This is a genomic window from Streptomyces sp. NPDC060000, from assembly GCF_042737375.1.
GTDB lineage: Bacteria > Actinomycetota > Actinomycetes > Streptomycetales > Streptomycetaceae > Streptomyces.
This window is the reverse complement of the sequence record NZ_JBHWUU010000010.1, coordinates 40674-65569: the sequence shown is the minus strand read 5'-3', so window position 1 is coordinate 65569 and position 24896 is coordinate 40674. Positions and strand designations below refer to the sequence as shown.

Sequence of the window (24896 nt, the reverse complement as noted above, 5' to 3'; positions counted from 1 at the left end):
CGGCTACGGCCAGTTTGCGAAGTCGACGCGACGGCGGGTTTTTGCGCGATCCAGACCATGCGCGGGCAGCGGCCCCAGGGGTGTCACGCGGGGGCGGGCACGCACAGCCCCGCGATCTCGTCCATCGACAGACCGAGCACGCGGGCGATCGCGGCGACGGTGAAGAACGCCGGGGTGGGCGCGCGGCCGGTCTCGATCTTGCGAAGGGTCTCGGCGGAGATGCCGGCGCTCGCCGCGATCGCGGTCATGCTGTGGCCGCCGCGGGCCTCACGCAGCAGCCGCCCGAGCCGCTCGCCGCGTTCACGCTCTTCAGGAGTCAGTGGGGTGCGCACCATGCACCCATTCTAATACCGGTATAGTAATTGGCATGGTGGAGCTGAAGACAGACACGTCGATCGAGGCCATGTACGAGGCGGGACAGGTCGTCGCCCGGGCCCTCACAGCCGTGCGCGAGGCCGCGGACGTGGGCGTCTCCCTGCTGGAACTGGACGAGCTGGCACATGGGGTGCTGCGGGAGGCCGGGGCCACGTCCCCCTTCCTCGGCTACCGCCCGTCCTTCGCCGCGACACCCTTCCCGGCGGTGCTCTGCGCGTCCGTGAACGACGCGATCGTGCACGGCATCCCCACCGGCTACCGGCTGCGCGACGGCGACCTCCTCTCGGCGGACTTCGGCGCCGCGCTGAACGGCTGGGTCGGCGACTCCGCGGTCAGCTTCACCGTGGGCACGGCGCGCCCCGCGGACGTCCGGCTGATCGAGACCGCCGAACGCGCCCTGGCGGCCGGCATCGAGGCGGCGGTCGTCGGCAACCGCATCGGCGACATCGCGCACGCCATCGGCACGGTGTGCCGGGCCGCGGGCTACGGCATCCCGGACGGCTTCGGAGGCCACGGAATCGGCCGCCACATGCACGAGGACCCCGGGGTCCCCAACGAGGGCCGCCCGGGGCGCGGCTACCCGCTGCGCCACGGCATGGCCATCGCGATCGAACCGATGCTGATCGCCGGCGGCACGGACGGCTACCACGAGGCGCCGGACGGCTGGACCCTGCGGACGAACGACGGCTCGAGGGCGGCCCACGCGGAACACACGGTGGCGATCACCGACGCGGGCCCCAGGATCCTCACCGAGCGACGGTAGGACCGTTCCGCCGAGGGCGCGGGGCCGGCGTCGACCGGCGGCTGCGCCGCGCGGGCGCGAGCCCCCCGCACGACCCGCGGCCGCCGGACGGCAGCTGCGCGGGAAGGCCCACCGACCTGGGCGCCGGACAGCGCGCCCGACCCCCGACCGGTGGGCCTTGCTGCGCATGCCCACGGTGAACGATCGTGCGAAAGTGGGTGTAATCGCCCCCAGCCGAGGGCACCCGGCACCGGCATCGCACGTCGATCGAACGGAACGCCATGACCAGCGGCTTCACCGGCCCGGAGGGCTACGGCGACCCCTTCGGCGAGTTCCTGGCCCGCTTCTTCGGCGGACCCCGCCCCGGCCCCCGTCAGATCAACATCGGCCAGCTACTCAGCCGGCCCGCGAGGGATCTCGTCCGCGGCGCGGCCCAGTACGCCGCCGAGCACGGCAGCCGCGACCTGGACACCGAGCACCTGCTGCGCGCGGCCCTCACCGCGGAGCCGACCCGCACTCTGCTCAGCCGGGCCGGCGCCGACCCCGACGTCCTCGCGACGGAGATCGACGAGCGGTCGGGCCCCGTCCAGCACCCGCCGGGCGAGGCACCACCGCCCACGTCGCTGTCGCTGACCCCGGCCGCCAAACGCGCCCTGCTCGACGCGCACGACCTGGCCCGCTCCCGCGGCGCGGGCTACATCGGCCCGGAGCACGTGCTCGGCGCCCTCGCCGCGAACCCGGACTCGGCGGCCGGGCACATCCTCAACGCGGCCCGCTTCGCCGCCACGGGTCTGCCGCCCGACTCCCCGGACACCGCGCAGACGGCCCGCACCGGTGAGCGGCAGCGGCCCACCGGCACACCCACCCTGGACAAGTACGGCAGCGACCTCACCGAGCTGGCCCGCGAGGGCCGGATCGACCCGGTGATCGGCCGGGACGACGAGATCGAGCAGACCATCGAGGTGCTCTCCCGGCGCGGCAAGAACAACCCGGTGCTGATCGGAGACGCCGGCGTCGGCAAGACCGCCATCGTGGAGGGGCTGGCCCAGCGGATCGCGGACGGAGACGTGCCGGATGTCCTCGTCGCGCGACGCGTGGTCGCGCTGGACCTGACGGGAGTGGTCGCGGGCACCCGCTACCGCGGCGACTTCGAGGAACGGCTGACCGGCATCGTCGACGAGATCCGGGCGCACTCCGACCAGCTGATCGTCTTCATCGACGAGCTGCACACCGTCGTCGGCGCGGGCGGTGGCGGCGAGGGCGGGTCGATGGACGCCGGCAACATCCTCAAGCCGGCCCTGGCCCGCGGCGAGCTGCACATCGTGGGCGCGACGACGCTGGAGGAGTACCGGCGGATCGAGAAGGACGCGGCGCTGGCCCGGCGTTTCCAGCCGATCCTCGTCCCGGAGCCGTCCGTCGCGGACGCGCTGGAGATCCTGCGCGGGCTGCGCGACCGCTACGAGGCCCACCACCAGGTCCGTTACACCGACGAGGCGCTCGTCGCGGCCGTGGAGCTGTCCGACCGCTATCTCACCGACCGCCGGCTGCCCGACAAGGCGATCGACCTGATCGACCAGGCCGGCGCCCGGGTGCGGCTCGGCGCCCGCACGAAGGGCACGGACGTACGGGCCATGGAGCGCGAGGCCGAGGAGCTGGCCCGCGACAAGGACCAGGCGGTGTCGGACGAACAGTACGAGCAGGCCACCCGGCTGCGGGACCGCATCGCCGAGTTGCGGCAGCGCATCGCGGACGCGAGCGGGGAGAACACCTCCGACGAGGGCCGGCATCTGGAGGTCACCGCGGAGGCGATCGCCGAGGTGGTGTCCCGGCAGACCGGCATCCCCGTCGCCAGCCTCACCCAGGAGGAGAAGGACCGTCTGCTCGCCCTGGAGGAGCACCTGCACGAGCGGGTGGTCGGCCAGGAGGAGGCCGTACGGGTCGTCGCGGACGCGGTGCTGCGCTCACGGGCGGGGCTCGCCAGCCCGGACCGGCCGATCGGCAGCTTCCTGTTCCTCGGCCCGACCGGGGTCGGCAAGACCGAACTGGCCCGCGCGCTCGCCGAGTCGCTGTTCGGCAGCGAGGAGCGCATGGTCCGGCTCGACATGAGCGAGTACCAGGAGCGGCACACCGTCAGCCGTCTGATCGGCGCCCCGCCCGGCTACGTCGGCCACGAGGAGGCCGGACAGCTGACGGAGGTCGTCCGGCGGCACCCGTACTCCCTGCTCCTGCTCGACGAGGTGGAGAAGGCGCACCCGGATGTCTTCAACATCCTGCTCCAGGTTCTCGACGACGGCCGGCTCACCGACTCCCAGGGCCGCACGGTCGACTTCACCAACACGGTCATCGTGATGACCAGCAACCTGGGTTCGGAGGCGATCACCCGGCGCGGCGCCGGCATCGGTTTCGGGTCGGGAGGCGCGGACGCCGACGAGGAGGCGCGGCGCGAACAGATCCTGCGGCCGCTGCGCGAGCACTTCCGGCCCGAGTTCCTCAACCGGATCGACGAGATCGTCGTGTTCCGGCAGCTCACGGGTGAGCAACTGCGGCAGATCACCGATCTGTTGCTGGACAGGACGCGTCGGCTGGTGCACGCGCAGGGCATCGCGGTCGAGTTCACCGACGCGGCCACGGGCTGGCTCGCCGAGCGCGGCTACCAGCCCGAGTACGGCGCCCGCCCGCTGCGGCGCACCATCCAGCGCGAGGTCGACAACCAGTTGTCGCGGCTGCTCCTCGACGGGCGGGTCAAGGAGGGCGACCGGGTGACGGTGGAGGTCGAGGACGGGCGGCTCGCGTTCCGTACGCGTACCGGCGAACCACCCGCCCCCGTACTCTGACCTGTCCCTGTGCGCTCAGGGCGTCACGGCGCCGGACGGACCACCTGCGCCGAGCCGCCGCCGCGCCGTACGGTCTCGGCGGCGGCCAGCCACTTGCCGTTCGGCAGCCGCTGCACGGCGGTCGCCGCGCCGATCTCGGGGTTGAGTTTGAAGGAGTGCCCGATGGCCTCCAGCCGGGCCCGCAGCCCGTCGGGGCCGGTGTCGTTGTAGAGCGCGGGCTCCAACTCGGTCTGGGCGGCGTTGCGCTGACTGGCGCGCGGGGCGGCGATCGCGTCGACGAGCGGCAGTCCGCGGTCGAGGAACCCGGTCAGGGTCTGCAGCACGGTGGTGATGATGGTCGCGCCGCCGGGCGAACCCAGCGCCACCACCGGCCTGTCGTTCCGGTCGAGCACGATCGTCGGTGAGATCGACGAGCGCGGCCGCTTGCCCGGGCCCGGCAGGTTCGGGTCGTGGACTGCCGGGCTGGCGGGGGCGAAGGAGAAGTCCGTCAGCTCGTTGTTGAGGAGGAAGCCGCGGCCGGGCACCGTGATGCCGCTGCCGCCGGTCTGCTCGATGGTGAGCGTGTAGGAGACGACGTTGCCCCACTTGTCGGCGACGGTCAGGTGCGTGGTGTTCTCACCCTCGTACGTCGTCGGGGCCGCCGTACCGCCCGTGCCGCAGGCGGCCGGGTCGCGGGGGTCACCCGGCGCCACCGGGCTGGTGAGCACCGCGTCGTCCTTGATGAGGCAGGCGCGTGAGTCGGCGTACTTCTGCGACAGCAGCTGCTTGGTGGGTACGTCCTCGAAGGCGGGGTCGCCGACCCAGCGCCCGCGGTCGGCGAACGCGATCCGGCTCGCTTCGAGATAGCGGTGCAGGTACTGGACCTTGCTCGCCTTCGAAAGGTCGGTCTTCTCAAGAATGTTGAGAGCCTCGCCGACCGTCGTGCCGCCCGAGGAGGAGGGCGCGATGGAGTACACGCCCAGGCCGCGGTACGAGGTCTTGGTGGGCGCCTGGAGCTTGGCGCGGTAGGCCGCGAGGTCCTTGGCGGACAGCTCGCCCGGCCGGGCGTTCCAGCCCGAACCCGGGTCCACCGGCGGCTTGTTCACCGTGGCGACGATGTCCTTGCCGAGGTCGCCCCGGTAGATCGCGCCGACGCCCTTGCGGGCCAGCTCCTCGTAGGTGCGGGCGAGGTCGGGGTTCTTGAACGTGGAGCCCACGACCGGGAGTCGGCCGCCCGGCAGGAACAGCTTCGCCGTGTCCGGGAAGAACCGGAAGCGGGTCTCGTTGGTCGCGGTCTGGGTGCGGAAGGTGTCGTCGACCGTGAAGCCGTCGCGCGCGATGCGCTGGGCGGGCTTCAGGACCGTGCCGAGCTTCTCGCTGCCCCACTCGTTCAGCGCGGTCGCCCAGGTGGCGGGTGTCCCGGGCGTGCCGACGGCCAGACCGCTGCTCACGGCGTCGTTGAAGGCGAGCGGCTTGCCGTTCTCCAGGAAGAGCCCGGAGTCCGCCGTCAGCGGGGCGGTCTCGCGGCCGTCGATGGTGTGCACCGTACGGGACTTGGCGTCGTAGTAGACGAAGTAGCCGCCTCCGCCGATGCCGGAGGAGTAGGGCTCGGTGACGCCGAGGGCGGCGGCGGTGGCGACGGCCGCGTCGACGGCGTTGCCCCCCTTGCGCAGCACCTCGATGCCGGCCGCGGAGGCGTCCGCGTCGACGCTGGCGACGGCACCGCCGTAGCCGACGGCGACCGGCACCTTCGCGACAGTGGTTCTCTCAGCGGCGGGTGGCGCCGCGGCCCCCACCGTGACCACGGCGGCCGAGACCGCCAGGACCGACAGTTTCCGCGCGACAGGGCGACGCATCCGTACCTCCAGTCCAGGAACGTCCGCGCAGCGTAACCAGAATCCTGGGGCCCCGACAGCCTCCTTCCGGGCACTGTCATACGAACGCCACACCTCGAACACGGGTACGCCCTCGCCGCGCCCGCCCGCTAGCATGCGCGCCCATGAACGACGACGTGCGCAACATCGTCCTGGGCGTGGTCGCCGCCGGCGTCAGCGCCGCGCTCGGCTGGCTGGCCCGCACCTACCTGTGGAAGCGCAGGCTCCGGCGCAAGCAGGCGTTCTTCGGGCTTCCGGAGAACTCGGAGTCGCTGCTCGTCGTCAACCGCGACGCCGGCAGCCCCGACCTCGCGGTGCACCGCCACGACGTGTTCGCACTGCTGGAACTGGCCGCGCTCATCAAGGACTGCGGTGCGGGCGCCGAGGTGGTCACCCAGGACGCGGCCCGGCAGGGTTTCGGCGAGCGGACGGAGTTCTGCGTCGGCGGCCCGGGGTCGAACCGCCGGATGGCTGCCCACATCCGGGCCATGCTGCCCGGGGTGCGCGTCAACACCGACCGGGAACCGGGTCCGGACCGGCTGGCGTTCCAGATCGGCGCCGAGCACTACCGGATGGACCCGGGCGTCACCGAGTACGTCCTGCTGGCCCGGCTCACCGCCGGTCAACGACGCGGCGGACGGCCGGTGTTCCTGTTCTGCGGCCAGCGCGCGATCAACAACCAGGCCGCCACCCGCTATCTCGTCCGCAACCACGAGCGACTGGCCCGCAAACACGGGTCCGGCTCCTTCGTCCTGCTCCTGAAGGTGATCAACTCCCAGGCGTACGGCCCCGACGTGGTCGAACTGGTCGACGACGTAACCCGGGCGGCGCAGGCTTCCCTGCCGCCCGCGACAATCGTTACTCCCACGTAACTTATTGAAGGTTACCCTCGGTTGGGCGGGGAGGTTACCGTCGGGTCACTTTGCGATGGCGCAGGCAAGAGGAGTCACCCGTGGGACGACCGCACCGCATGACCCTTCGTACGACCGCCATGGGCGCCGTCTCCGCGACCCTGGTCGCGGGCGGAGTGCTGGGCCTCGCCCCGGCCGCACAGGCATCCGCCGGCGGCGTCCGGTACGTCGACATCGCCGGGGACGGCGGTACGGTCCTCAAGGCCAACGTGGTCACCCCCGCCGACGGCACGCGCCGCCACCCGCTGATCGTGCTGCCGACGAGCTGGGGCTTCCCGCAGGTCGAGTACCTCGTCCAGGCCCAGCGGCTCGCCGACTCCGGTTATGTCGTGCTGAGTTACAACGTGCGCGGCTTCTGGCAGTCCGGCGGCGACATCGACGTGGCCGGGCCGCACGATGTCGCCGACGCCGCCAAGGTCGTCGACTGGGCACTCGCCAACACCCCCAGCGACCCGGAGCACATCGGCATGGCGGGCGTCTCCTACGGTGCCGGGATCAGCCTGCTGGCCGCCGCCCACGACCCGCGTGTCAAGGCCGTCGCCTCGCTCAGCGGCTGGGGCGACCTGATCGACTCGATCTACTCCGGCCGCACCCAGCACGTCCAGGCCGCCGCCGTGCTCGACACCGTGGGCACCGTGGCCGGCCACCAGAGCGCCGAGTCCCGGCAGATCTTCTCGGCCTTCTACTCCTCCGACCTGTCGAAGGAGCAGGACGTCGTCGCCTGGGGGAAGAAACGTTCCCCCGCTACCTACCTGGACCAGCTCAACAAGAACGGGGCGGCGATCATGCTCGCCGGCTCCTGGGGCGACACGATCTTCCCGCCCAACCAGTCGGCCGCCTTCTACGAGAAGCTGACCGGCCCCAAGCGGCTGGAGTTCCGCCCCGGCGACCACGCGACCGCCGAGCTCACCGGACTGTTCGGGCTGCCCAACGACGTGTGGACCGACACCGAGCGCTGGTTCGACCACTACCTCAAGGGCGAGGACAACGGCGTCGACCGCGAACAGCCCGTCCGGCTGAAGTCCCGTTCCACCGGCGGTTACGAGGGCTATCCGGACTGGAAGTCGGTGAACGCCGACCGCGAGAAGTTCGCCCTCGCGGGCTCCGCCACGATCCACACCAACGTGGACTCGGGCGCGGACGGCGGGATCGTCTTCCTGTCCAGCATCCTCGACCAGGTGGCGAAACTGCCCCCGGTGGCGGCCGTCCCCCTGCTCCCCCGCCGCTGGGCCGCCGTGTGGCAGTCCGGCAAGTACGCCACCGGCCGTCAGGTGCGCGGGAACGCGAAGCTGCACACCACCGTCACCCCGACCGAGGAGAGCGGCACCCTCGTCGCCTATCTCTACGACGTGGGGCCGCTCGGCCTCGGCAAGCTGGTCGCCAACGCGCCGTACACCTTCCACGGGCGCCCGCCCGGCAAGCCGTTCGGTCTCGACCTGGACCTGTTCTCCACGGCCTACGACGTCCCGGCAGGGCACCGGCTCGCTCTGGTCGTCGACACGGTCGACCCGCTCTACATCGAGCACAACCCGTCCGGCGCGCGGCTGACCTTCTCCTCGCCGGCGAACGACCCGTCGTACGTGTCGGTTCCGCTGCGCGAAAAGTGATCTCCGGCCGCCGCCGGGGCCGGTGGGCTCGGCGGCCGGCGCCGGCGTTCAGTGCTTGAGGATCTTGGAGAGGAAGTCCTTGGCGCGGTCGCTGCGCGGGGCGGTGAAGAATTCCTCGGGAGCACGGTCCTCGACGATGCGACCGTCGTCCATGAAGACCACGCGGTTGGCGGCCGAGCGCGCGAAGCCCATCTCGTGGGTGACCACGACCATGGTCATGCCCTCGCGGGCGAGCTGCTGCATGACCTCGAGGACCTCGTTGATCATCTCGGGGTCGAGGGCGGAGGTGGGCTCGTCGAACAGGAGCGCCTTGGGGTCCATGGCGAGGGCGCGGGCGATGGCCACGCGCTGCTGCTGGCCGCCGGAGAGCTGCGCCGGGAACTTGTCGGCCTGGTCGGCGAGGCCCACGCGGTCGAGCAGCTCGCGGGAGCGCCGGTCGGCCTCGTCCTTCTTGCGTTTGCGTACCTTCACCTGGCCCAGCGAGATGTTCTGCAGGACCGTCTTGTGGGCGAAGAGGTTGAAGGACTGGAAGACCATGCCGACCTCGGAACGCAGGGTCGACAGCGCCTTGCCCTCCGCGGGCAGTGGCTGCCCGTCGAGCGAGATCGAGCCGGACTGGATGGGCTCCAGCCGGTTGATCGCGCGGCACAGCGTCGACTTCCCCGACCCCGAGGGGCCGATGACCACGACCACCTCCCCCCTGCCGACGGTGAGGTTGACGTCCTGAAGGACATGCAGCTCCCCGAAGTACTTGTTGACGTCACGCAGCTCGATCAACGGATCGACGGCCATGCGCAGCCCTACTCACTCTCAGCCGTGTCGTGGTTGCCGCAAACTATCGATATAAGGACGGCGTTAAGGGATGACACGCGCCTTTCCGTCATTAGCCGTATTTACGCTCTCCCTCCGTGCCCGGCCTCAGTTCTCGGCCACCTCGGCGTACAGCTGGGAGAGTTCGGGAGTTCCGTTCGCGGCCCAGTCACGGCCGACGGTGACCACGTCGATCTCCCGTCCTGACGCCAACCGGACGACCGGCTCCCCGTCGGGCCGGATCGCCCACACCGCACCGGGGACCGTGCGCACGACGACCGTCCCCAGGTACAGCCCGGCGTCGTGACCGAACCAGGGCAGGGTCTCCTCGTCCTCGCGCCAGCGCGGCGGGAGCTGGTCCAGCGCCTCCAACGAGACGGCCGTGTCGTCGAGTCCGATCCCCTCCCCGGCCGCGTGGGATCGCAACAGCTCACATTCGGAGAGGATTTCGGCGATCCCCTCGGGGTCATCCTCGGCCGGCACCGCCGCACGGTGCTTCTTGCTCCTGTTGCCCAGGAAAGGGATGTTCATAAGCCCAGCGTGACATTCGCACCGGCGTGCGCACCACAGGCGCGCTGGCACCGGCTCAGGGCCGGACGCCCGACCGGGGCGGGCATGGCGCGCCGGCGGACGGGCCCGGCTGCGTACGGGACCCGGCGACGGGTCACGGTACAGGTCACGCGCTACGGGCTACGGGCTACGGGCTACGGGCTACGGGCTACGGGCTACGGCTACCGGCTACCGGCCACCGGCCACCGGCTACGGCTGTACGTCGAGGTCGACCACGACCGGGGCGTGGTCGGAGGCCCCCTTGCCCTTGCGCTCCTCGCGGTCGACGTAGGAGTCCTTGACCGCCTTGGCGAACGACTCGTTGCCGTACACCAGGTCGATGCGCATGCCCCGGTTCTTGGGGAAGCAGAGCTGGCGGTAGTCCCAGTACGTGAAGGGGTGGTCGTACTTCAGGGGGCGCGGGACGACGTCCGACAGGCCGGCCTCGCGCAGGGACGCCAGGGCGGCGCGCTCGGCTGGGGTGACATGGGTGGAGCCCACGAAGGCGGCCGGGTCGTGCACGTCGTCGTCGGTCGGCGCCACGTTGTAGTCGCCCAGCACCGCGAACGGGCGGCTGCCCGCCGCGTCACCGGCGACGGCCGCCTTGAGGGCCTCGAACCACTGGAGCTTGTACGCGTAGTGCGGGTGGTCGACCTCCCGGCCGTTCGGCACGTACACCGACCAGACGCGGACCGGGCCGCAGGTCGCCGAGACGGCGCGGGGCTCCTGCGCGCCCTCGTAGCCGGGGTCGCCGGGCAGGCCCTTGACGACGTCCTCCAGGCCGACGCGGGAGAGGACCGCCACGCCGTTCCACCGGCCCGTGGCGTGCACCGCAGCCTCGTAACCCAGTTCGCGCAACTGCTCGAGCGGGAACTGCTCCTCGGCGACCTTGGCCTCCTGGAGGCAGAGCACGTCGGTGCCGCTGCTCTCCAGCCAGGCAAGGAGCCTCGGCAGGCGAGCGGTGATCGAGTTCACGTTCCAGGTCGCGATGCGCATGTCCCACAACCTACCCGGCGGGTCCGACAACGCCGATCTCAGAGCTCCGCGGAGGCTCCAGGCGCCAGTCGGCCGTGCTCGGCGCCGCCGAGGTTGCCCAGGTGTGTGTCGTAGATCGGTCGGGCGAGGTCGGTGAGGAGGGCGTCGTGGATGTCGTAGACGCGCTGCGGCCGGACCTCGCGGACGTAGTCGATGACCTCGGAGATCTTGTTCCAGGGGGCCTGGACCGGGGCCAGCAGGGTTTCCACCGGGTGCTCGGGGACGGTCAGCGCGTCGCCGGGATGGAAGACGCGGCCGCCGTCGACGAGGAAGCCGACGTTGGTGACGCGCGGGAGGTCGGGGTGGATGACCGCGTGCAGCTCCCCGTGCACCTGGACGTCGAAGCCCGCGGCGGTGAACGTGTCGCCGTGGCCGACGGTGTGCACGCGGCCCGGGAAGGCGGCGGAGAGCTTCTCCGCGACGGACCTCAGGGTCCAGATCTCCGTGGCCGGGTCGGCCTCCAGGGCCGCCCGCAGCCGGTTCTCGTCGAAGTGGTCGGGGTGCTCGTGGGTGACCAGGATCGCGTCCGCGCCGAGCGCGGCGTCCGCCTCGCTGAACGCGCCGGGGTCGAGGACGAGCGTGCGCCCGCCCTTGTCCAGGCGTACGCACGCGTGCGACTTCTTGGTGAGTGTCAGAGCCGTCATGGAGTCCATCCTGCCTGCGTGTCCGGCGCGGGGCTCAGCCGGCTGGGGCTCAGCCGGCGGGGCTCACTCGGCGGGGCCACTCGGCTGGGGCTCAGCCGGCGGGGCTCACTCGGCGGGGCCACTCGGCTGGGGCTCAGCCGGCGGGGCTCACTCGGCGGGCGCTGGTTCGGCGGGGGCTCACTCGGGCGGAGTGGTCTCCTCACGGATCACCTGCTGGGCCACCTTGAACGCGCTGTTCGCCGCGGGCACACCGCAGTAGACGGCCGCCTGGAGCAGCACTTCCCTGATCTCGTCGGGGGTGAGGCCGTTGCGCAGTGCGGCACGGACGTGGAAGGCGAGCTCCTCGAGGTGGCCGCCGGCGACCAGCGCGGTGAGCGTGACGCAGGAGCGGGAGCGCCGGTCGAGACCGGGCCGGTCCCAGATCTCGCCCCAGGCGTAGCGGGTGACGAACTCCTGGAAGTCGCCGGAGAAGTCGTCGGCCTGTGACAGCTCCCGGTCGACATGGGCGTCCCCGAGGACCTCCCTGCGCACCTTCAGACCGGCGTCGTACGGATCGGGGCGACCCATGGCCTGCACCGGTTCGAGGACGGGGGCAGGCGCGATCTCCGCGATGGCCACGGGCTGCGGAGGCTGCTGGGGCGTGGCCAGGACCGCTCGGACGGGGATGCCCGGGACGGCCGTCTGCCCGGTGCCGGAGTCGTACGCGGGCTGCCAGGCCGTGGAGAAGTGGCGGACCAGCAGGTCGGTGACGGCGGCGGGCTGCTCCACCGGGACCAGGTGCGAGGCGCCCGGTACGACGGCCAGCCGGGCGTCCGGGATGCCGGCCACCAGGGTGCGCGCCTCGGCGGGCCCGGTGACCTGGTCGTCCGAACCGACGAGGACCAGTGTCGGCACGCCGATCAGACCGATCTCGGCCCGCACGTCGAACGCGGCGAGCGCCTCGCAGGCGGCTATGTAGCAGCCGGGGTCGGTGGTGCGCACCATCTGCACGGCCCACTCGGTGATCGCGGGCTGCGCGGCCGCGAAGCCGCTGGTGAACCAACGGTCGGGCGAGCTGCGGGCGATCGGGTCGAGGCCGTTCGTGCGGACTATCACGCCACGCTGCCGGAACTCGTCGGCGGTGCCGAACCTCGGCGAGGCAGCGATCAGCGCGAGCGAGGCGACCCGCTCCGGGTGCCGCAGTGCCAGCTCCACGCCGACCGCGCCGCCGAACGCGCAGCCCGCGTAGCCGAAGCGCTGCACACCGAGCGCGTCGAGGGTGGCGAGCAGCCGCCCGGCGAGGTCCGAAACCGAACCCGCCGGGTAGGCCGGGGCGCCACCGTGGCCGGGCAGGTCGAACCGGAACACCCGCCACTGCTGGGCGAGCTCGGGAACCTGACGGTCCCACATGTGCCATGTGGTACCCAGGGAGGGCCCCAGGATCAGTACGGGAGCCTCTTCTGGCCCGTCGAAGCGGTATTGCAGGGTGTTCGGTGGTGTCTCGCTCACCCGTCCGACCCTCTCATCTGTCACAAGATGTCACATCGCCGGGGTGAATCTAGCGGGCCTCGTCCCACTCTCGCCAAGTCGCCCGGTTACTAGTCCTCATGGGTCACGCCTTCTCCTCCTCCGCAACCCCATGCAGGCCATCCCATGTGGTGGCGGCTCCGCGAAGATCCTCTACGTCCGGCTTGACATACCACCGCTTGGTTGTCTTTACGTTCGTATGCCCAGCACTGAGCCCGTCGGGTCCGCTGTGGTAGCCGGGGGTGATGTGGCTGTACTGCTCCCGCACGTTGCCCTTCTTACAAGGTGGTCGCGACGGCACACCCCATCCTTCCTTCGAAGCCGACAAAAAGGGCAGTAGGCTGCGGACGCGTGATGGTCGACAAGCGACACCGCAGCCCGAGCGGACAGACCGGACCGGCCGCGGTCCCGTTGTACGGGTTCCAGCCCCCGGTCGGCACCCCGTACGGCCTTGAGGTGAGCACCGTCGAGGACTTCTTCGCCCAGCACGACGACTGGCCGTGGAACCCGCCACGTGCGGGCCGCGCCACACGAGTGCCGGCAGAAGCCGTGGTGACACCTACGGACGGTTCACGGACGCCCTGGAGCTGGACTTCCGCGAACCGCACCGGGCGGCGGACTATGCCGAGTTGCTCGGCTGCTCCGTCCGCACCCTCAGCCGCGCCGCCCGGGACGCGCCGGCAAGGGAGTGCGTGAGCTCATCGACGAGCGGCGCCTGCTCGAAGCCCGGCGCCTGCTGGGAAGCGCCCGATGGGACGCCCGGTCCGTGGCCGACCATCTCGGCTTCACCGATCCCGCGAACTTCGGCCGGTTCTTCCGCGACCGCACCGGTCTCACCCCGGCCGCCTTCGCGGCCCGCGACACCACGACCCACCCGTGACGGCGGCCGGGCTCCGGATGTTCATGCGGCGGGACCGGTTGTCGATTCGCAGGTCCGCTCGTGTGGGGGTCAGACCCAGTTGGGGGCGTGCTCTGCGGAGTAGCGGGCGCCGAATCCGCCGGTCGGGAGGATCTCGTGGATCGCGGCGAGATCGGCCTCGGTGAGAGCGACGTCGGCCGCGTGGGCGTTCTCCTCCATGCGGGCCGCGCTCCGGGTGCCCGGGATCGGGACGATGTGCTCGCCCTGGGCGAGCAGCCAGGCCAGGGCCAGCTGGGAGACGGTGATGCCCTTGGCGGTGGCCAGCTTGTCAAGTCGGTCCACGGCTTCGACGTTCTTCTCGAAGTTGCCGGGCTGCCAGCGCGGGTCAGTGTTGCGCATGTCGGTGGCGTCGTACTGGCCCGCGGGCTTCGCGGTACCGGTGATGAAGCCGCGGCCGAGGGGCGAGTAGGGGACGAAGCCGATGCCGAGCTCCTTCAGGAGCGGGAAGAGCTGCTCGACCTCGCGCTCGAACAGCGAGTACTCGGTCTGCAGGACCGAGACCGGCTGGACGGCGTGCGCCTTGCGGATGGTCTCCGGGCCCGCCTCGCTCAGGCCGAAGTACTTCACCTTGCCCGCGTCGATCAGCTCCTTCACCGTCCCCGCGACGTCCTCGATCGGCACGTCCGGGTCGACGCGGTGCTGGTAGAAGACGTCGATCTGGTCGACGCCCAGGTAGCGCAGGCTGTTGTCGGCGACCTTGCGGATGTTGTCGGGGCGGCTGTTGAGGCCGAACCCCTGGGACAGGTCGGACAGGTCGAAGCCGAACTTCGTGGCCAGGACCACCTCGTCGCGGAAGTCCTTGACCGCCTTGCCGACCAGGATCTCGTTGGAGCCGGTGCCCAAGCCGTAGAGCTCGGCGGTGTCGAAGAAGGTGACGCCCAGGTCGTGGGCCCGGCGGATGGCGGCGATACCCGCCTCCTCGTCTCCGGGGCCGTAGGCCATGGTCAGACCCATCGAGCCGTAGCCGATCGCCGAGACGGTCAGGCCCTGTGTGCCGAGTGTCCTGTGCTGCATGAGGATCTCCTGACGTGAAACCAAACAGTTCGGTTTGAAGCCTATGCCGACCACTGCCCGGCGTCAAACCAAACGGTTTGGTCGGGTAGCGTGGAAGCCTGATCGAGCAGATCCGCGACGCCCAGGAAGCCGGCCATCTGGACGCCCACTGGGCCCGAGTCATCCTCGTCCGCATCCACCAGATCGCCACCGCCTGGGCCGCACAGCCTGGGTTGCACAGCCTGACCTGCTGCCCCCGCACGGCGAGGGTCGCGCCACGTACCTGGCGGCGCGCCGAGCTGCGATCGTCGCGGCCGTCGAGCGCCTGTTTCCCGCGACGACGAACTGGCCGCGCCCCGAGCACTCGAAGTGGCGCATCACCCTCATTGACGCCCGGGAGACTCGGGCGAGTGACCGAGCGCTGTCGCATCTCGTCAATATCGAACAGCGGGTGACGGTGGCGCCCTCCAGATGCAGCGCTGATCTGCATTCCCGTCAACGGATGTTCGGGCCCGCCGGGGGTCAGCGCGGCCCCAGCTCGCGTCGGCGCCGCGCGGCGGGGTCCGGACGGGTGCGCCGAGGGCGAGCGGCACGGGGAACTCCACCCGCCAAGGGTGACCCGGCACCGTGAATTGATTGGGGAGGCGCAATGCTCAAGCGCGCACGCTGCGCATCGTCGAGGAGGCACGGAAAGGCCGGGGACGGCACGCTGCCGCTGATCGTCTTCATGGGAGCGGCCACCTGCGCCGCACTCACCCTCGGTGGTGGCGCCTGGCTCGCGGGGCTGCTGTAGTGGTGCTGGGGCACGATCCAGATTTTTCGGAGTTCGGCGGTCCGAGGCTCAGCGTGGGCGGGGGAACAGGCGCTCGACGGCGGTGACCAGGGCCGCGCGGCGTGCGCCGACGGAGGTGTCCGCGGCCAGCTTGGCCGCGGCGGCGCCGATCTCCGGCTGACCTGCCCAGGTTGTGGCGATCTGGTTGATCAGGGCGAGCACGTCGACCGGGTCCCAGGCGGGATCGATCAGGCCGGCGCGCTGCGCGTCGCGGAGCTGTTCGACCTTGCCGGTGATGGTGCTCAGCATGGGGTCAACCGTCTCGCTGTCGGCTTCGCCGTCGGCGAGTTCGAGGCGGCCCCAGGTGATGAGCCGATAGTGGTCCGGGTGGGCTGTGAAGTGATCGAAGAGGATGCCGGCGTAGCCGGGCAGGTCCGCCGGGTCCATGCGGGTGGCCTCGATGAGCGCGGCCGTCTCGTTCTCGGCGATGTGGTGGTAGAGGGCCTCTTTGCTGCTGAAATAAGCGTAGACCCGTTCCTTGCTGGTCCGCGCCTGCTTGGCGAGGCGGTCCACTCGGGCGCCGGCGATGCCGTACCGGGCAAACTCATCCTTCGCCGCGGCGAGGATCCGCTGCCGGGTATCGGCGGTAGAGGAGTTCGAGGTCTTACGGGAGACGGCGGAGCGAGGCATAGGGACACGATAGGCGACCAAACAGTTCGGTTTGTCAGCCATGCAGTCAGATCTTCTCTCCGGGGGTCGGGCGATCCGGAACGCAGAACGGCCACGAACCCGGCGCCGACGGCCTGTTCGGACCGGTTCTGCGGCGGGTTCGTGGCGATGGGCGGCGGCCCGGGTATCAGCGGCTGACACTGCGGAAGGGCTTGAAGTCGGTGCCCTTGACCTGCCCGTATTCGGCGTTGCAGAAGGCGTCGGCTTCCGCACACATGAGCGCGTCGGCGAACGTCTTGACCATCGCGCGCAGCAGATCGGGACTCACCGCGGCGAGGTTCTCCTCCGCGAGGCGTGCAAGGGCAGACTGTCGGATGCGGTCATCGTGCTGACCCCTTCGAGGCTTCGACACTTCGAAGATCAGCCGGTGGCCGTTCATCTATGCGGGCACCATCCCGATGCCGGAGCGAACCCCCGGATCAGGTCGAACCCGTACACCACTTCCCTGGACGTAACCACAGCACAACTCCATATGCCGGGCCCAGGGAATGCCATGGTTCCCCCGGGCCCACGGCGTGACCGAATCAGGTCACGTGCCTCAGGAACAGGAAGACGGACAGCGGTGGCGTAACTCATCAGCCCAGTTCCAGAGTGGGTCTTCGAAATTGAGGTTGTCGCCGCGGGCCATAGTCTGGAGCAGCTCGGCGCACACGGTCGTTTCGGCGGCGAGGCCAGCCGGGCTGCCCAGCACAGGGAACGCGTCATGGACGCGGGCGGAGGCGTCCGGCTGCAGCAGCGAGTGGCGGAGTCGAACCCTCCGGAGCTTGCCCCCGTCCCTCCCAGTCCAGCAGCCTCAGCGCGGTGAGGTTGGCCCAGTGCAGGTCGGCGTGGGCGGTGGTCCAGCAGGTCACGGCGGGTGCCGGGAGGCCCACGAACCCGGGGATGGCCCGGTCCATCTACTGCTGCCATACGGCGACACGGCCGGTGCCCTCATCCGCCATGAACGGCTAACCCCCGACCCGCTGTTGCAGCCGGCCCGGCCTGCTTCACGGAGCGGACGAGCGCGCGTCGCGACCAGTGGTCGGCCCCGACGCGCGCTTCGCCATGCCCCCGCGCGCCTGGCTGTAGGGCTGGGCTGTGCCAGGCAAGCCCGCTGATGCCACTCCTGCGAGCGAGGGTTTTCAGGCGGTGGTGCGATCGCCCTGGCGGGCGGCGAGCGCGGCCTCGCCGCTGGGGTAGGCGGGCAGGAAGGTGTCCATCCCGGTGACGCTGAGCAGCCGGCTCAGCCGGTCGGGGTGTTCCTCACGTCCAGCGCCGTGTTCTTCACCCGGACCATCGGCATCCCCGTCCAGCGCGTGGGCCTCGCCCTGTCGGTCGCCGGGCTCTGCGGTCTGGTCTGCACCGTGCCCATCGGCCGACTCGCGGACCGGCTCGGCGCGGCCCGGGTACTCACCGTCAACTTCCTGCTCGCGGCCGCCGGCTTCACCGCGTACTGCCTGGTGGACGGCTTCGCCGCGTTCCTCGCGGTCGCCTGCGCCGTCGCGGTCCTGGAGACCTCGGCGGGCACGCTCCAGGCGTCGCTCACCGACGCGCTGGTGGGCGAGGCGGAACGGGTCAGGGTGAGCGCGCAGATGCGCAGCCTGTTCAACCTGGGCTTCCTCGGCGGCGCCGCGCTGGCCGGAGCCGCCATCGCGGCCGGCACCTCGACCGCCCGGTACGCCACGGTCCTCGCCAACGCCGCCCTCCAGTTGGTCTCCGTCGCCGTGCTGCTCGGAATGTGGCTGGTGAGGTCGACGACGACAATGCCGTCGGTCCCGCCCGAGTCGGTGATGAACGCCGTGCCCTCGGCCCCTCGCCGCGGGTCGAAGCGCACGTCGTTGGGGTGGCTGTCGGACGTCACCACGTCGGACGGGAACAGGATCTTCCGGACGATCCGGTTGGTGCGCGGGTCGACCGCGACCAATTTCGGACCGCCGTACGAGGATGCGGCGAACAGCGGGCTCCCGGTGTCGGGCATCCACAGGCGGTCGGCGGGGTCGACGACGACGCACCGCACCGCCTGGAAGTGCCCGGCCAGTCCTCGGACCTCGAAGTCCAGCCACCGGACACCCAACATACGGAGCCGTCAGGGATCCTCGGCGGGGCCCACTGGTACGGACTCGTGGTGCGCGGCGTCGGCCTCGTACGCCTTCCGGACGTGGCGGTCGCCGATGCGCAGGGCCAGGAGGGCGGCACACAGGCTCAGCGCGGCCGTGACGAGAAAGCCGACCACCCGCAGTGGTGTCCTCGGGAAATCGGCGTGCCGTTCGTGCGCTGAGCGGCGGGAGATCGCCACGAACCGAAAGGGCTCGTGTCCGACCGGGGTCGGGCACGAGCCCTTTCGGTTTCGCCGAGGGTGCGGTTGCGTTCTTCAGGCTCCTACCGCAGGTAGGCGATGCCGTCGGTGGTGACGGCGGGACGCCCGCTCGTCGCGGAGACAACGATCTTGACGGTGTGCTTGCCGGCGGAGGACCAGCTCTTGGTCCAGAGGGCGTTGCGGTAGGCCGTGGTGCTCGACTTCAGGTCGACGGTCGCGCTCTTGGTTCCGTCGACGTAGATGACGGCCTGTCCCGAGGTGGCGGCGCGCGAGACGATCCAGGCCACCGAGCGGCCGGTGAACGTCCAGCTCAGCGAGGCGTTCTTCGCAGAACTGCTGAGCGAGGCGCCGCCGAGGTAGCTGCTGGAAGCCTTCTTGGTCCAGGTGCCGGTCTTCGTGGCGGCCGTCTCCTGGACGATCACCGCAGTGCCCGATGTCGTAGCAGCGGCGGTGTTGCCCGCCAGGTCCTGGGCGGTGAGGCTGAAGGAGGTGGCCGCACCGGACTTGGCGGTGAGAGGGGCGCTCGCCGTGGTGGGACCGTATGTCTTCGCTGCGGGGGTGGTCAGGCGGACCTCCTTCAGGCCCGCGGCGTCGGTGGCCTTCCAGGCGAGGGTGACCGGGACGGCGGTGGTGTCGACGGTTCCCGTACGAAGGGACAGTGTCGGCTTGGTGCTGAACACCGGCGGGGTGGTCTCCGCCGTCACCGCGATGCCGGAGGTGGTGGTGGTCTTGCCGGACTGGTGGGTCGCGCGGACCTGCACGGTGTGGCTGCCGGCCGCGAGGGTGACGGCTGCGGAGGTCGCGGTCCCGGTCTTGGCGGCGGCACTCTTGCCGTCGACGAGGACCTCGTACTTCGTGATGAGGGAGGTCGGCGTGGTGGCAGCCCAGTTGACGCTGATGGATCCCTTGGTCAGATAGGTGCTCCCCGACAGGGTCGCGCCGGTGACTGACTTGATGGCGAGCCCGGCAACGGGGCCGGCGGCCCAGGCACGCAGGGTCGGCAACTGGTTGTACAGGGCCGTACCCGGGCATTCTGTCGCGTAGGCGTCGCGGTGGCCGGAGATCCGGTTGAAGACCGCGGACTGCCCGAGTGCGAACTTGCCGTTGGCCTTGCCGGCCGTCAGCGTCACCTTCCCCAGGGGATCCACCTTGTACTGGCCGAGCTTCCACGCCGCCAGACGGGCCAAAGAGGCCTTCGCCGCGCCGGGGGCGTCCTCAGCCGTGTAGGTGCCGATGACGGCGATACCCGTGGTGTTGGTGTTGAATCCCTCGGCCTGCGCACCGATCACCGGCCGGTCGATGCCGCCTTTGCGGCCCTCGAAGATCGTGCCGCACTTGTCGACGACGAAGTTGTAGCCGATGTCCTTCCAGCCCTGGTTCAGATGCAGGGCCCGCAGGCCCCGCACGATGGCCGGGGAATCGGCGCAGGAATAGGTGTTGGTCTGGGCGGTGTGGTGAATGAACACGGCGTTGATGGTCGTGCCGTACTCGGGGGCGTCGTCGTTGAGGGACTCGTCCGCTCCCCACTCCGCCCGGTTCACGATGGGGGGCTGCGGCACGGTGGACGTAGGTCCGGCCGTCGTGCTCGGCGACGCTGCGGGCGTCTGCGACGTCGAGGGCGCTGCCGATGTCGGGAGAGACGAACTGGCCTGAGGGGAAGCCTCCGAGGCAGTGGGTGCTGGGGTGGCCGACGTTTCGTCCTCAGGTGTGGACGGTGTCGCTGAGGGCTCGAGCGTCTCCACCGGGGAGGTTGAGGATGCGACAGGGTCGGTGGGCGTGTCATCGGGCTCGGGGCTCTCCCCCGCCATCACGTAGGCCGCTGCCTCCATTCCCGTGTGGGGGGAGGCGCCGGGATCGACCACGTCCAACCGCAGCCCGTCGGGCAACGTGCCGCCGGCGGCGACCTTTATCTCCACTCCGTCCGACGGGCCGAACCAAGCCGGGTCCGTGGCCCCGCGCATCCCCTGGCGCGGAGCGTCCTCCCCGCCTCCGCCGTCCGACTCCAGCGTCACCCAGGAGGACCACTTCTGAGTCTCCACCGTATGGACCCGGGCCTCGACCGGACTTTGAAGACGCGACCGCGGGTCGTCCCACGACAGCCGCAACATGCTGAACGGTTCGACATCATGCCGGCTCAGCGATACCCGGCCGGCGTCATCGGCACCCAGAGCGGTCGACCGCACATGTGTCACGACCGGCTCGCCCAGCCCCTTCGCCTCCGACTGCGAGTCAGGAGCGTCCCTCATCTGGACGACAACCACTCCTGCTGACACCGCGGTCGCCACAGCGACCGCACCCCACACCACACGCCGCTTCACGCAGCCCACCCCATGCACAGTCGGATCAACAGACGGCGGACCCACAGAAGGCAGCGCGTATCTCAGTCGCCTGGGTCCGGGAAGGGAATCTACACGGCCAACTCGCCCCCTTGGGGCAGGGGTTGCTGCCGGCCACTCTGGCAGGCCATCGCGCAAGTCTTGAAGCAATCAGAGTGTCGTGCGAGCGCATCCTGCAGGAGCTCGTCGAGGCCGAGGCCACGGATGTGAGCACCCCGCCACGAGCTACACACGCGGCGTATACACGCGGCGTATACACGGTGTGTATAGTGTGCTCATGTCCATCGGTCACACCCTTTTGGGGCTCCTGGAGTCCGGCCCGCGACACGGTTACGACCTGAAGCGGGCCTTCGACGAGACGTTCGGTCACGACCGGCCGCTGCACTACGGCCAGGTCTACTCGACGATGTCCCGGCTGCTGAAGAACGGCCTCGTCGAGGTCGACGGGATCGAGGCCGGCGGCGGCCCGGAGCGCAAGCGCTACGCGATCACCGACGCCGGCATCACCGACGTAGAGCAGTGGCTCGCGACCCCGCAGAAGCCGGAGGAGTACCTCCAGTCGGCCCTCTACACCAAAGTCGTCCTCGCGCTGCTCACCCACCGGGACGCCGCCGACGTCCTGGACACGCAACGCTCCGAGCACCTGCGCAGCATGCGCATCCTGACCGACCGCAAGCGGGGCGGCGATCTTGCGGACCAGCTGATCTGCGACCACGCCCTCTTCCACCTCGAGGCCGACCTGCGCTGGCTGGAACTGACCGCCGCCCGACTCGACAAACTCCGTGAGGCTGTGACCCGATGACCACTTCTCCCCCTGGTTCCCTGCTCACCGCGCAGGACCTGCGCAAGACCTACGGGCACACCCACGCCCTCGACGGCGCCGGGTTCTCCATCCATCCCGGCGAGGTCGTCGCCGTCATGGGCCCCTCCGGCTCCGGCAAGTCGACGCTGCTGCACTGCCTCGCGGGCATCCTGCCGCCCGACTCCGGGTCGATCACCTACAACGGGCGTGAGGTGACGACGATGAGCGACGCCCAGCGCAGCGCGCTGCGCCGCTCCGAGTTCGGCTTCGTGTTCCAGTTCGGGCAGCTCGTGCCGGAACTGACCTGCGTGGAGAACGTCGCCCTGCCGCTCAGGCTGAACGGCACTTCCCGCAAGCAGGCCGAGCGTGCGGCGCTCGGCTGGATGGAACGCCTGGAGGTCGACGACCTGAAGGCCAAGCGGCCCGGCACGGTCTCCGGCGGCCAGGGCCAGCGCGTCGCCGTGGCACGCGCGCTGGTCACCGGCCCCCGGGTACTGTTCGCCGACGAACCGACCGGCGCGCTCGACTCCAACAACGGCGAGCGCGTGATGGAACTGCTCACCGACGCGGCCCGCTCCACCAACGCCGCCGTCGTCCTCGTCACCCACGAGACACGGGTGGCCGCCTACTCCGACCGCGAGATCGTCGTACGCGACGGCAAGTCCCGGGACATGGAGCGCGCCATATGAGTCCGCGCAGGTTGCACCTCCCGCACATGGGGGTCCCCCCGCTCGAGCGAAGCCGGGAGTGGGGGAGAAACCGAGCGTGGGGGAGGTCCAGAGACCTGGCCATGGGAGCCCGGTTCGCCGTCACCGGCGGCCGCGAGGGCTGGGTCCGAATGACGCTGACAGCGGTCGGCGTCGGCCTCGGCGTGGCCCTGCTCCTGTTGTGCACCGCGATGCCCAACGTGTTCGCCTCCCGCAGCAAGGTGGAGGACGCCCGCTACGCCGACGTGTACTCCCGGACGGTCCCGCCCAAGGCCGACAACACTCTCCTGATCGCCCACGCCGACACCACCTGGCACGACGACGACATCCAGGGCCGGTTCGTCGAACCCGAGGGCAGGCGGGCGCCGCTGCCTCCGGGGGTCGACCGCTTCCCGGGTAAGGGCGAGATGGTGGTCTCCCCCGCGCTCGAGGATTTGCTGGACTCGGACGACGCGAAACTGTTGCGGGAGCGTCTGCCGTACAAGATCACCGGCACGATCGGCGAGAGCGGGCTGATCGGCTCGCACGAACTGGCTTACTACGCGGGCGCCTCGGGGTTGAAGCTCACGGACTCCTCGCTGGTGACGCGGCTGGCCAAGTTCGGCAAACCGGACGCGACGCCCGAGAAGACCGACCCGGTGCTGCTGCTCATGGTCCTGGTCGTGTTCGTGGTGCTGCTGACGCCGGTCGCCGTGTTCATCGCCGCCGCCGTCCGCTTCGGCGGCGAACGCCGCGACCGCCGCCTCGCCGCGCTGCGCCTGGTCGGCTCCGACCGGGGGATGACCCGGCGGATCGCGGCGGGCGAGGCGCTGGCCGGAGCCCTGCTCGGCCTGATCGTGGGCACCGGGTTCTTCCTGCTCGGCCGCCAGAAGCTGGGCACCGGCGAGTTGCTGGGCGTGAGCGTCTGGCCCGGCTACCTCGACCCCACTCCCGCGCTTGCCGCGCTGGTGGCGGTGGCGGTGCCGGTCGCCGCGGTGCTGGTCACGCTGCTCGCGATGCGCGGCGTGGTCGTCGAACCCCTCGGTGTCGTGCGCGCGGCCAAGCAGAGCCGCCGCCGGCTGTGGTGGCGGCTGCTGCCGCCTCTGGCCGGCCTCGCGATGCTCTACCCGATGATCGGCCAAGGCCACAAGAACGGAAACTTCAGCCAGTACCTCGTCATCGGCGGCGTCCTGATGTTGCTGATCGGCATCACCGCCCTGCTGCCCTGGGTCGTGGAGGCGGCCGTCGTCCGGCTCGGCAAGGGCCCGCTGTCCTGGCAACTGGCCGTGCGACGGCTGCAGCTGAGTAGCGGCACTGCCGCCCGGATGGTCAACGGCATCGCCGTGGCGGTGGCCGGGGCCATCGCGCTGCAGATGCTCTTCACGGGAACGCAGAGCCAGTACACCGAGAACACCGGCAAGGACCCGAGCCGGGTCCAGATGCAGGTCGACTTCAGCGGCCCCAAGCCGCTGTCCGGCATCGAGCGCGAGTTCACCGGCACCAAGGGCGTCCGGGCCGCGGTGGCCCTGGCCCGCTCCCAGTACGGGGACGCACGTCGCAACCCGGAGAACAGCGACGGCCTGACCGTGGGTAACTGCGCCGCCCTGCGCGAACTCGCCACATTGCCCTCCTGCAAGGACGGTGACGTGTTCATCACGCGAACGCGGAGCGGCTACTCGGACCCCAGCAACGCATCCGAAATCGCCCTGGTGAAGCCCGGTCGGCAGCTCTACATCGACCCGTCCTACGACGGCCCCGAACGCGGCCTCGAGGTGCCCTGGACCGTTCCGGCGAACGTTCGGGAGGTGAACGCGCGTAAGGACTCACTGCAGGACTACACCAGTCTGCTGGTCACCCCCGCCGCCCTGCCCCACGAGGCCGCGCCCGCGGTGTTCTCGGACGGTGTCTACCTGCGTCTGGACCCCTCGGTGCCGGACTCACGGGAGTACATACGCAACGTCGCCGCCCGCATCGACCCCCTGGCACAAACCTTCGGCTGGTCGGCGGCCCAGGAGGACGCCAAGTACACCTCCATCCGCACCGGCCTGTTCGTCGGCTCCGCCTTCGTGCTGGCACTGATCGGAGCGAGCCTGCTGGTCTCCCAGCTGGAACAGCTGCGCGAACGCAAGAAGCTGCTCTCCGCGCTGGTCGCCCTCGGCACCCGGCGCCACACACTCAGCCTGTCCGTCCTGTGGCAGACAGCCCTCCCGGTCGGACTCGGCCTCGTACTGGCCACGACGGTGGGCGTCACCCTCGGCGCACTACTGCTGAAGATGACCCGTACACCGGTGACCATGGACTGGGCGAGCGTGCTCACCATGACCGGCGTGGGCGCGGCCGTGGTCGGCATGGTCACGCTGCTCAGCCTGCCGCCGCTCCTGCGCATGTTGCGCCCTGCGGGCCTGCGCACGGAATAACCCCTCACACATCCCATGAAGTGGGCTCCTCCTGCCAGGGGGAGCCCACCCCTGCATGCGGGCAAGCCCGGTCGGCGTCG

21 protein-coding genes and 2 pseudogenes are annotated in these 24896 nt (G+C 70.6%); 10 read left to right on the top strand and 13 right to left on the bottom strand.

All coding sequences use genetic code 11. The features are described from left to right. Window positions 1-83: 83 nt before the first annotated feature. Window positions 84-335, bottom strand: coding sequence for a helix-turn-helix domain-containing protein (locus tag ACFWBB_RS08225; RefSeq protein ID WP_385268369.1), 252 nt, complete (start codon window positions 333-335; stop codon window positions 84-86). Window positions 336-367: 32 nt separating this feature from the next. On the opposite strand from ACFWBB_RS08225, the gene map reads away from it, so the two are divergent. Next, window positions 368-1138 (top strand): type I methionyl aminopeptidase, encoded by a 771-nt coding sequence (gene map, locus ACFWBB_RS08220; protein ID WP_385268367.1) that lies wholly within the window; start codon window positions 368-370, stop codon window positions 1136-1138. 260 nt (window positions 1139-1398) lie between these two features. Then, window positions 1399-3951 (top strand): ATP-dependent Clp protease ATP-binding subunit, encoded by a 2553-nt coding sequence (locus tag ACFWBB_RS08215; RefSeq protein WP_385268365.1) that lies wholly within the window; start codon window positions 1399-1401, stop codon window positions 3949-3951. Between the two features lie 23 nt (window positions 3952-3974). On the opposite strand, the gene ggt is transcribed toward ACFWBB_RS08215, so the two are convergent. Next, window positions 3975-5786, bottom strand: a complete 1812-nt coding sequence (gene ggt / locus ACFWBB_RS08210) for a gamma-glutamyltransferase (protein ID WP_385268363.1) — start codon at window positions 5784-5786, stop codon at window positions 3975-3977. A gap of 143 nt (window positions 5787-5929) precedes the next feature. Here ggt and ACFWBB_RS08205 point away from each other — a divergent pair, with 143 nt between their 5' ends. Both ACFWBB_RS08205 and ACFWBB_RS08200 read left to right on the top strand, forming a co-directional pair. Beyond that, window positions 5930-6676 carry a hypothetical protein gene (locus ACFWBB_RS08205; protein ID WP_385268361.1) on the top strand — a complete coding sequence of 249 codons (747 nt, stop codon included), beginning with the start codon at window positions 5930-5932 and terminating at the stop codon, window positions 6674-6676. 98 nt (window positions 6677-6774) lie between these two features. Continuing rightward, window positions 6775-8322, top strand: coding sequence for an alpha/beta fold hydrolase (locus ACFWBB_RS08200; protein ID WP_385268486.1), 1548 nt, complete (start codon window positions 6775-6777; stop codon window positions 8320-8322). Between the two features lie 48 nt (window positions 8323-8370). Here the strand turns inward: ACFWBB_RS08200 and ACFWBB_RS08195 are convergent, their stop codons facing one another. The 5 genes from ACFWBB_RS08195 to pcaC form a co-directional block, all read right to left on the bottom strand. Continuing rightward, window positions 8371-9114: an amino acid ABC transporter ATP-binding protein gene (locus tag ACFWBB_RS08195; RefSeq protein ID WP_385268359.1), complete on the bottom strand. Its 744-nt coding sequence runs from the start codon at window positions 9112-9114 to the stop codon at window positions 8371-8373. Between the two features lie 126 nt (window positions 9115-9240). Beyond that, a complete protein-coding gene (locus ACFWBB_RS08190) occupies window positions 9241-9663 on the bottom strand; it encodes a DUF6278 family protein (protein WP_385268357.1) in 423 nt (140 codons plus the stop codon). Window positions 9664-9891: 228 nt separating this feature from the next. Continuing rightward, on the bottom strand, window positions 9892-10677 hold the full coding sequence (locus tag ACFWBB_RS08185; protein WP_385268355.1) for an exodeoxyribonuclease III: 786 nt from the start codon (window positions 10675-10677) through the stop codon (window positions 9892-9894). A gap of 38 nt (window positions 10678-10715) precedes the next feature. Next, window positions 10716-11351: an MBL fold metallo-hydrolase gene (locus ACFWBB_RS08180; RefSeq protein WP_385268484.1), complete on the bottom strand. Its 636-nt coding sequence runs from the start codon at window positions 11349-11351 to the stop codon at window positions 10716-10718. A gap of 186 nt (window positions 11352-11537) precedes the next feature. Beyond that, the gene (pcaC, locus tag ACFWBB_RS08175) at window positions 11538-12848 is read right to left on the bottom strand and encodes a 4-carboxymuconolactone decarboxylase (protein ID WP_385268353.1); all 1311 of its coding nucleotides are present in this window, start codon (window positions 12846-12848) and stop codon (window positions 11538-11540) included. Window positions 12849-13554: 706 nt separating this feature from the next. Here pcaC and ACFWBB_RS08170 point away from each other — a divergent pair. After that, entirely contained in the window at window positions 13555-13746 is a 192-nt protein-coding gene (locus ACFWBB_RS08170) for a helix-turn-helix domain-containing protein (protein ID WP_385268351.1), read from the top strand. Between the two features lie 69 nt (window positions 13747-13815). Here the strand turns inward: ACFWBB_RS08170 and ACFWBB_RS08165 are convergent, their stop codons facing one another. Further along, entirely contained in the window at window positions 13816-14799 is a 984-nt protein-coding gene (locus tag ACFWBB_RS08165; protein WP_385268349.1) for an aldo/keto reductase, read from the bottom strand. Window positions 14800-15427: 628 nt separating this feature from the next. Between ACFWBB_RS08165 and ACFWBB_RS08160 the strand changes: the two genes are divergently transcribed. Next, window positions 15428-15571 (top strand): hypothetical protein, encoded by a 144-nt coding sequence (locus tag ACFWBB_RS08160; protein ID WP_385268347.1) that lies wholly within the window; start codon window positions 15428-15430, stop codon window positions 15569-15571. A 48-nt stretch (window positions 15572-15619) separates the two neighbouring features. On the opposite strand, the gene ACFWBB_RS08155 is transcribed toward ACFWBB_RS08160, so the two are convergent. Continuing rightward, entirely contained in the window at window positions 15620-16282 is a 663-nt protein-coding gene (locus ACFWBB_RS08155; protein ID WP_385268345.1) for a TetR family transcriptional regulator, read from the bottom strand. 124 nt (window positions 16283-16406) lie between these two features. Continuing rightward, window positions 16407-16658 carry a hypothetical protein gene (locus tag ACFWBB_RS08150; RefSeq protein WP_385268343.1) on the bottom strand — a complete coding sequence of 84 codons (252 nt, stop codon included), beginning with the start codon at window positions 16656-16658 and terminating at the stop codon, window positions 16407-16409. An 856-nt stretch (window positions 16659-17514) separates the two neighbouring features. On the opposite strand from ACFWBB_RS08150, the pseudogene ACFWBB_RS08145 reads away from it, so the two are divergent. Then, window positions 17515-17985: pseudogene (locus ACFWBB_RS08145) on the top strand (MFS transporter); the annotation flags it as partial. Between the two features lie 26 nt (window positions 17986-18011). Here ACFWBB_RS08145 and ACFWBB_RS08140 read toward each other — a convergent pair. From ACFWBB_RS08140 to ACFWBB_RS08130, 3 genes and pseudogenes are all read right to left on the bottom strand, one after another. Beyond that, a pseudogene (locus tag ACFWBB_RS08140) lies at window positions 18012-18335 on the bottom strand (L-dopachrome tautomerase-related protein); the annotation flags it as partial. A gap of 9 nt (window positions 18336-18344) precedes the next feature. Continuing rightward, window positions 18345-18554 (bottom strand): hypothetical protein, encoded by a 210-nt coding sequence (locus ACFWBB_RS08135; protein WP_385268341.1) that lies wholly within the window; start codon window positions 18552-18554, stop codon window positions 18345-18347. Window positions 18555-18637: 83 nt separating this feature from the next. Then, window positions 18638-20134 carry an N-acetylmuramoyl-L-alanine amidase gene (locus ACFWBB_RS08130; protein WP_385268339.1) on the bottom strand — a complete coding sequence of 499 codons (1497 nt, stop codon included), beginning with the start codon at window positions 20132-20134 and terminating at the stop codon, window positions 18638-18640. A gap of 1054 nt (window positions 20135-21188) precedes the next feature. Here ACFWBB_RS08130 and ACFWBB_RS08125 point away from each other — a divergent pair. The 3 genes from ACFWBB_RS08125 to ACFWBB_RS08115 all read left to right on the top strand — a co-directional run bounded on the left by ACFWBB_RS08125 (window position 21189) and on the right by ACFWBB_RS08115 (window position 24816). Continuing rightward, window positions 21189-21713: a PadR family transcriptional regulator gene (locus tag ACFWBB_RS08125; protein ID WP_385268337.1), complete on the top strand. Its 525-nt coding sequence runs from the start codon at window positions 21189-21191 to the stop codon at window positions 21711-21713. After that, window positions 21710-22402 carry an ABC transporter ATP-binding protein gene (locus ACFWBB_RS08120; protein WP_385268335.1) on the top strand — a complete coding sequence of 231 codons (693 nt, stop codon included), beginning with the start codon at window positions 21710-21712 and terminating at the stop codon, window positions 22400-22402. Before ACFWBB_RS08125 ends, ACFWBB_RS08120 begins: the two co-directional genes overlap by 4 nt. Window positions 22403-22503: 101 nt before the next feature. Continuing rightward, window positions 22504-24816 carry an ABC transporter permease gene (locus ACFWBB_RS08115; protein ID WP_385268333.1) on the top strand — a complete coding sequence of 771 codons (2313 nt, stop codon included), beginning with the start codon at window positions 22504-22506 and terminating at the stop codon, window positions 24814-24816. Window positions 24817-24896 lie beyond the last annotated feature (80 nt).

What these genes read in the sequence shown, in the direction of transcription:
- ACFWBB_RS08225 (WP_385268369.1), bottom strand. Translation starts at nt 335, where the DNA reads ATGGTGCGCACCCCACTGACTCCTGAAGAGCGTGAACGCGGCGAGCGG.
- map (WP_385268367.1), top strand. Translation starts at nt 368, where the DNA reads ATGGTGGAGCTGAAGACAGACACGTCGATCGAGGCCATGTACGAGGCG.
- ACFWBB_RS08215 (WP_385268365.1), top strand. Translation starts at nt 1,399, where the DNA reads ATGACCAGCGGCTTCACCGGCCCGGAGGGCTACGGCGACCCCTTCGGC.
- ggt (WP_385268363.1), bottom strand. Translation starts at nt 5,786, where the DNA reads ATGCGTCGCCCTGTCGCGCGGAAACTGTCGGTCCTGGCGGTCTCGGCC.
- ACFWBB_RS08205 (WP_385268361.1), top strand. Translation starts at nt 5,930, where the DNA reads ATGAACGACGACGTGCGCAACATCGTCCTGGGCGTGGTCGCCGCCGGC.
- ACFWBB_RS08200 (WP_385268486.1), top strand. Translation starts at nt 6,775, where the DNA reads ATGACCCTTCGTACGACCGCCATGGGCGCCGTCTCCGCGACCCTGGTC.
- ACFWBB_RS08195 (WP_385268359.1), bottom strand. Translation starts at nt 9,114, where the DNA reads ATGGCCGTCGATCCGTTGATCGAGCTGCGTGACGTCAACAAGTACTTC.
- ACFWBB_RS08190 (WP_385268357.1), bottom strand. Translation starts at nt 9,663, where the DNA reads ATGAACATCCCTTTCCTGGGCAACAGGAGCAAGAAGCACCGTGCGGCG.
- ACFWBB_RS08185 (WP_385268355.1), bottom strand. Translation starts at nt 10,677, where the DNA reads ATGCGCATCGCGACCTGGAACGTGAACTCGATCACCGCTCGCCTGCCG.
- ACFWBB_RS08165 (WP_385268349.1), bottom strand. Translation starts at nt 14,799, where the DNA reads ATGCAGCACAGGACACTCGGCACACAGGGCCTGACCGTCTCGGCGATC.
- ACFWBB_RS08160 (WP_385268347.1), top strand. Translation starts at nt 15,428, where the DNA reads ATGCTCAAGCGCGCACGCTGCGCATCGTCGAGGAGGCACGGAAAGGCC.
- ACFWBB_RS08155 (WP_385268345.1), bottom strand. Translation starts at nt 16,282, where the DNA reads ATGGCTGACAAACCGAACTGTTTGGTCGCCTATCGTGTCCCTATGCCT.
- ACFWBB_RS08150 (WP_385268343.1), bottom strand. Translation starts at nt 16,658, where the DNA reads ATGAACGGCCACCGGCTGATCTTCGAAGTGTCGAAGCCTCGAAGGGGT.
- ACFWBB_RS08125 (WP_385268337.1), top strand. Translation starts at nt 21,189, where the DNA reads ATGTCCATCGGTCACACCCTTTTGGGGCTCCTGGAGTCCGGCCCGCGA.
- ACFWBB_RS08120 (WP_385268335.1), top strand. Translation starts at nt 21,710, where the DNA reads ATGACCACTTCTCCCCCTGGTTCCCTGCTCACCGCGCAGGACCTGCGC.
- ACFWBB_RS08115 (WP_385268333.1), top strand. Translation starts at nt 22,504, where the DNA reads ATGGGAGCCCGGTTCGCCGTCACCGGCGGCCGCGAGGGCTGGGTCCGA.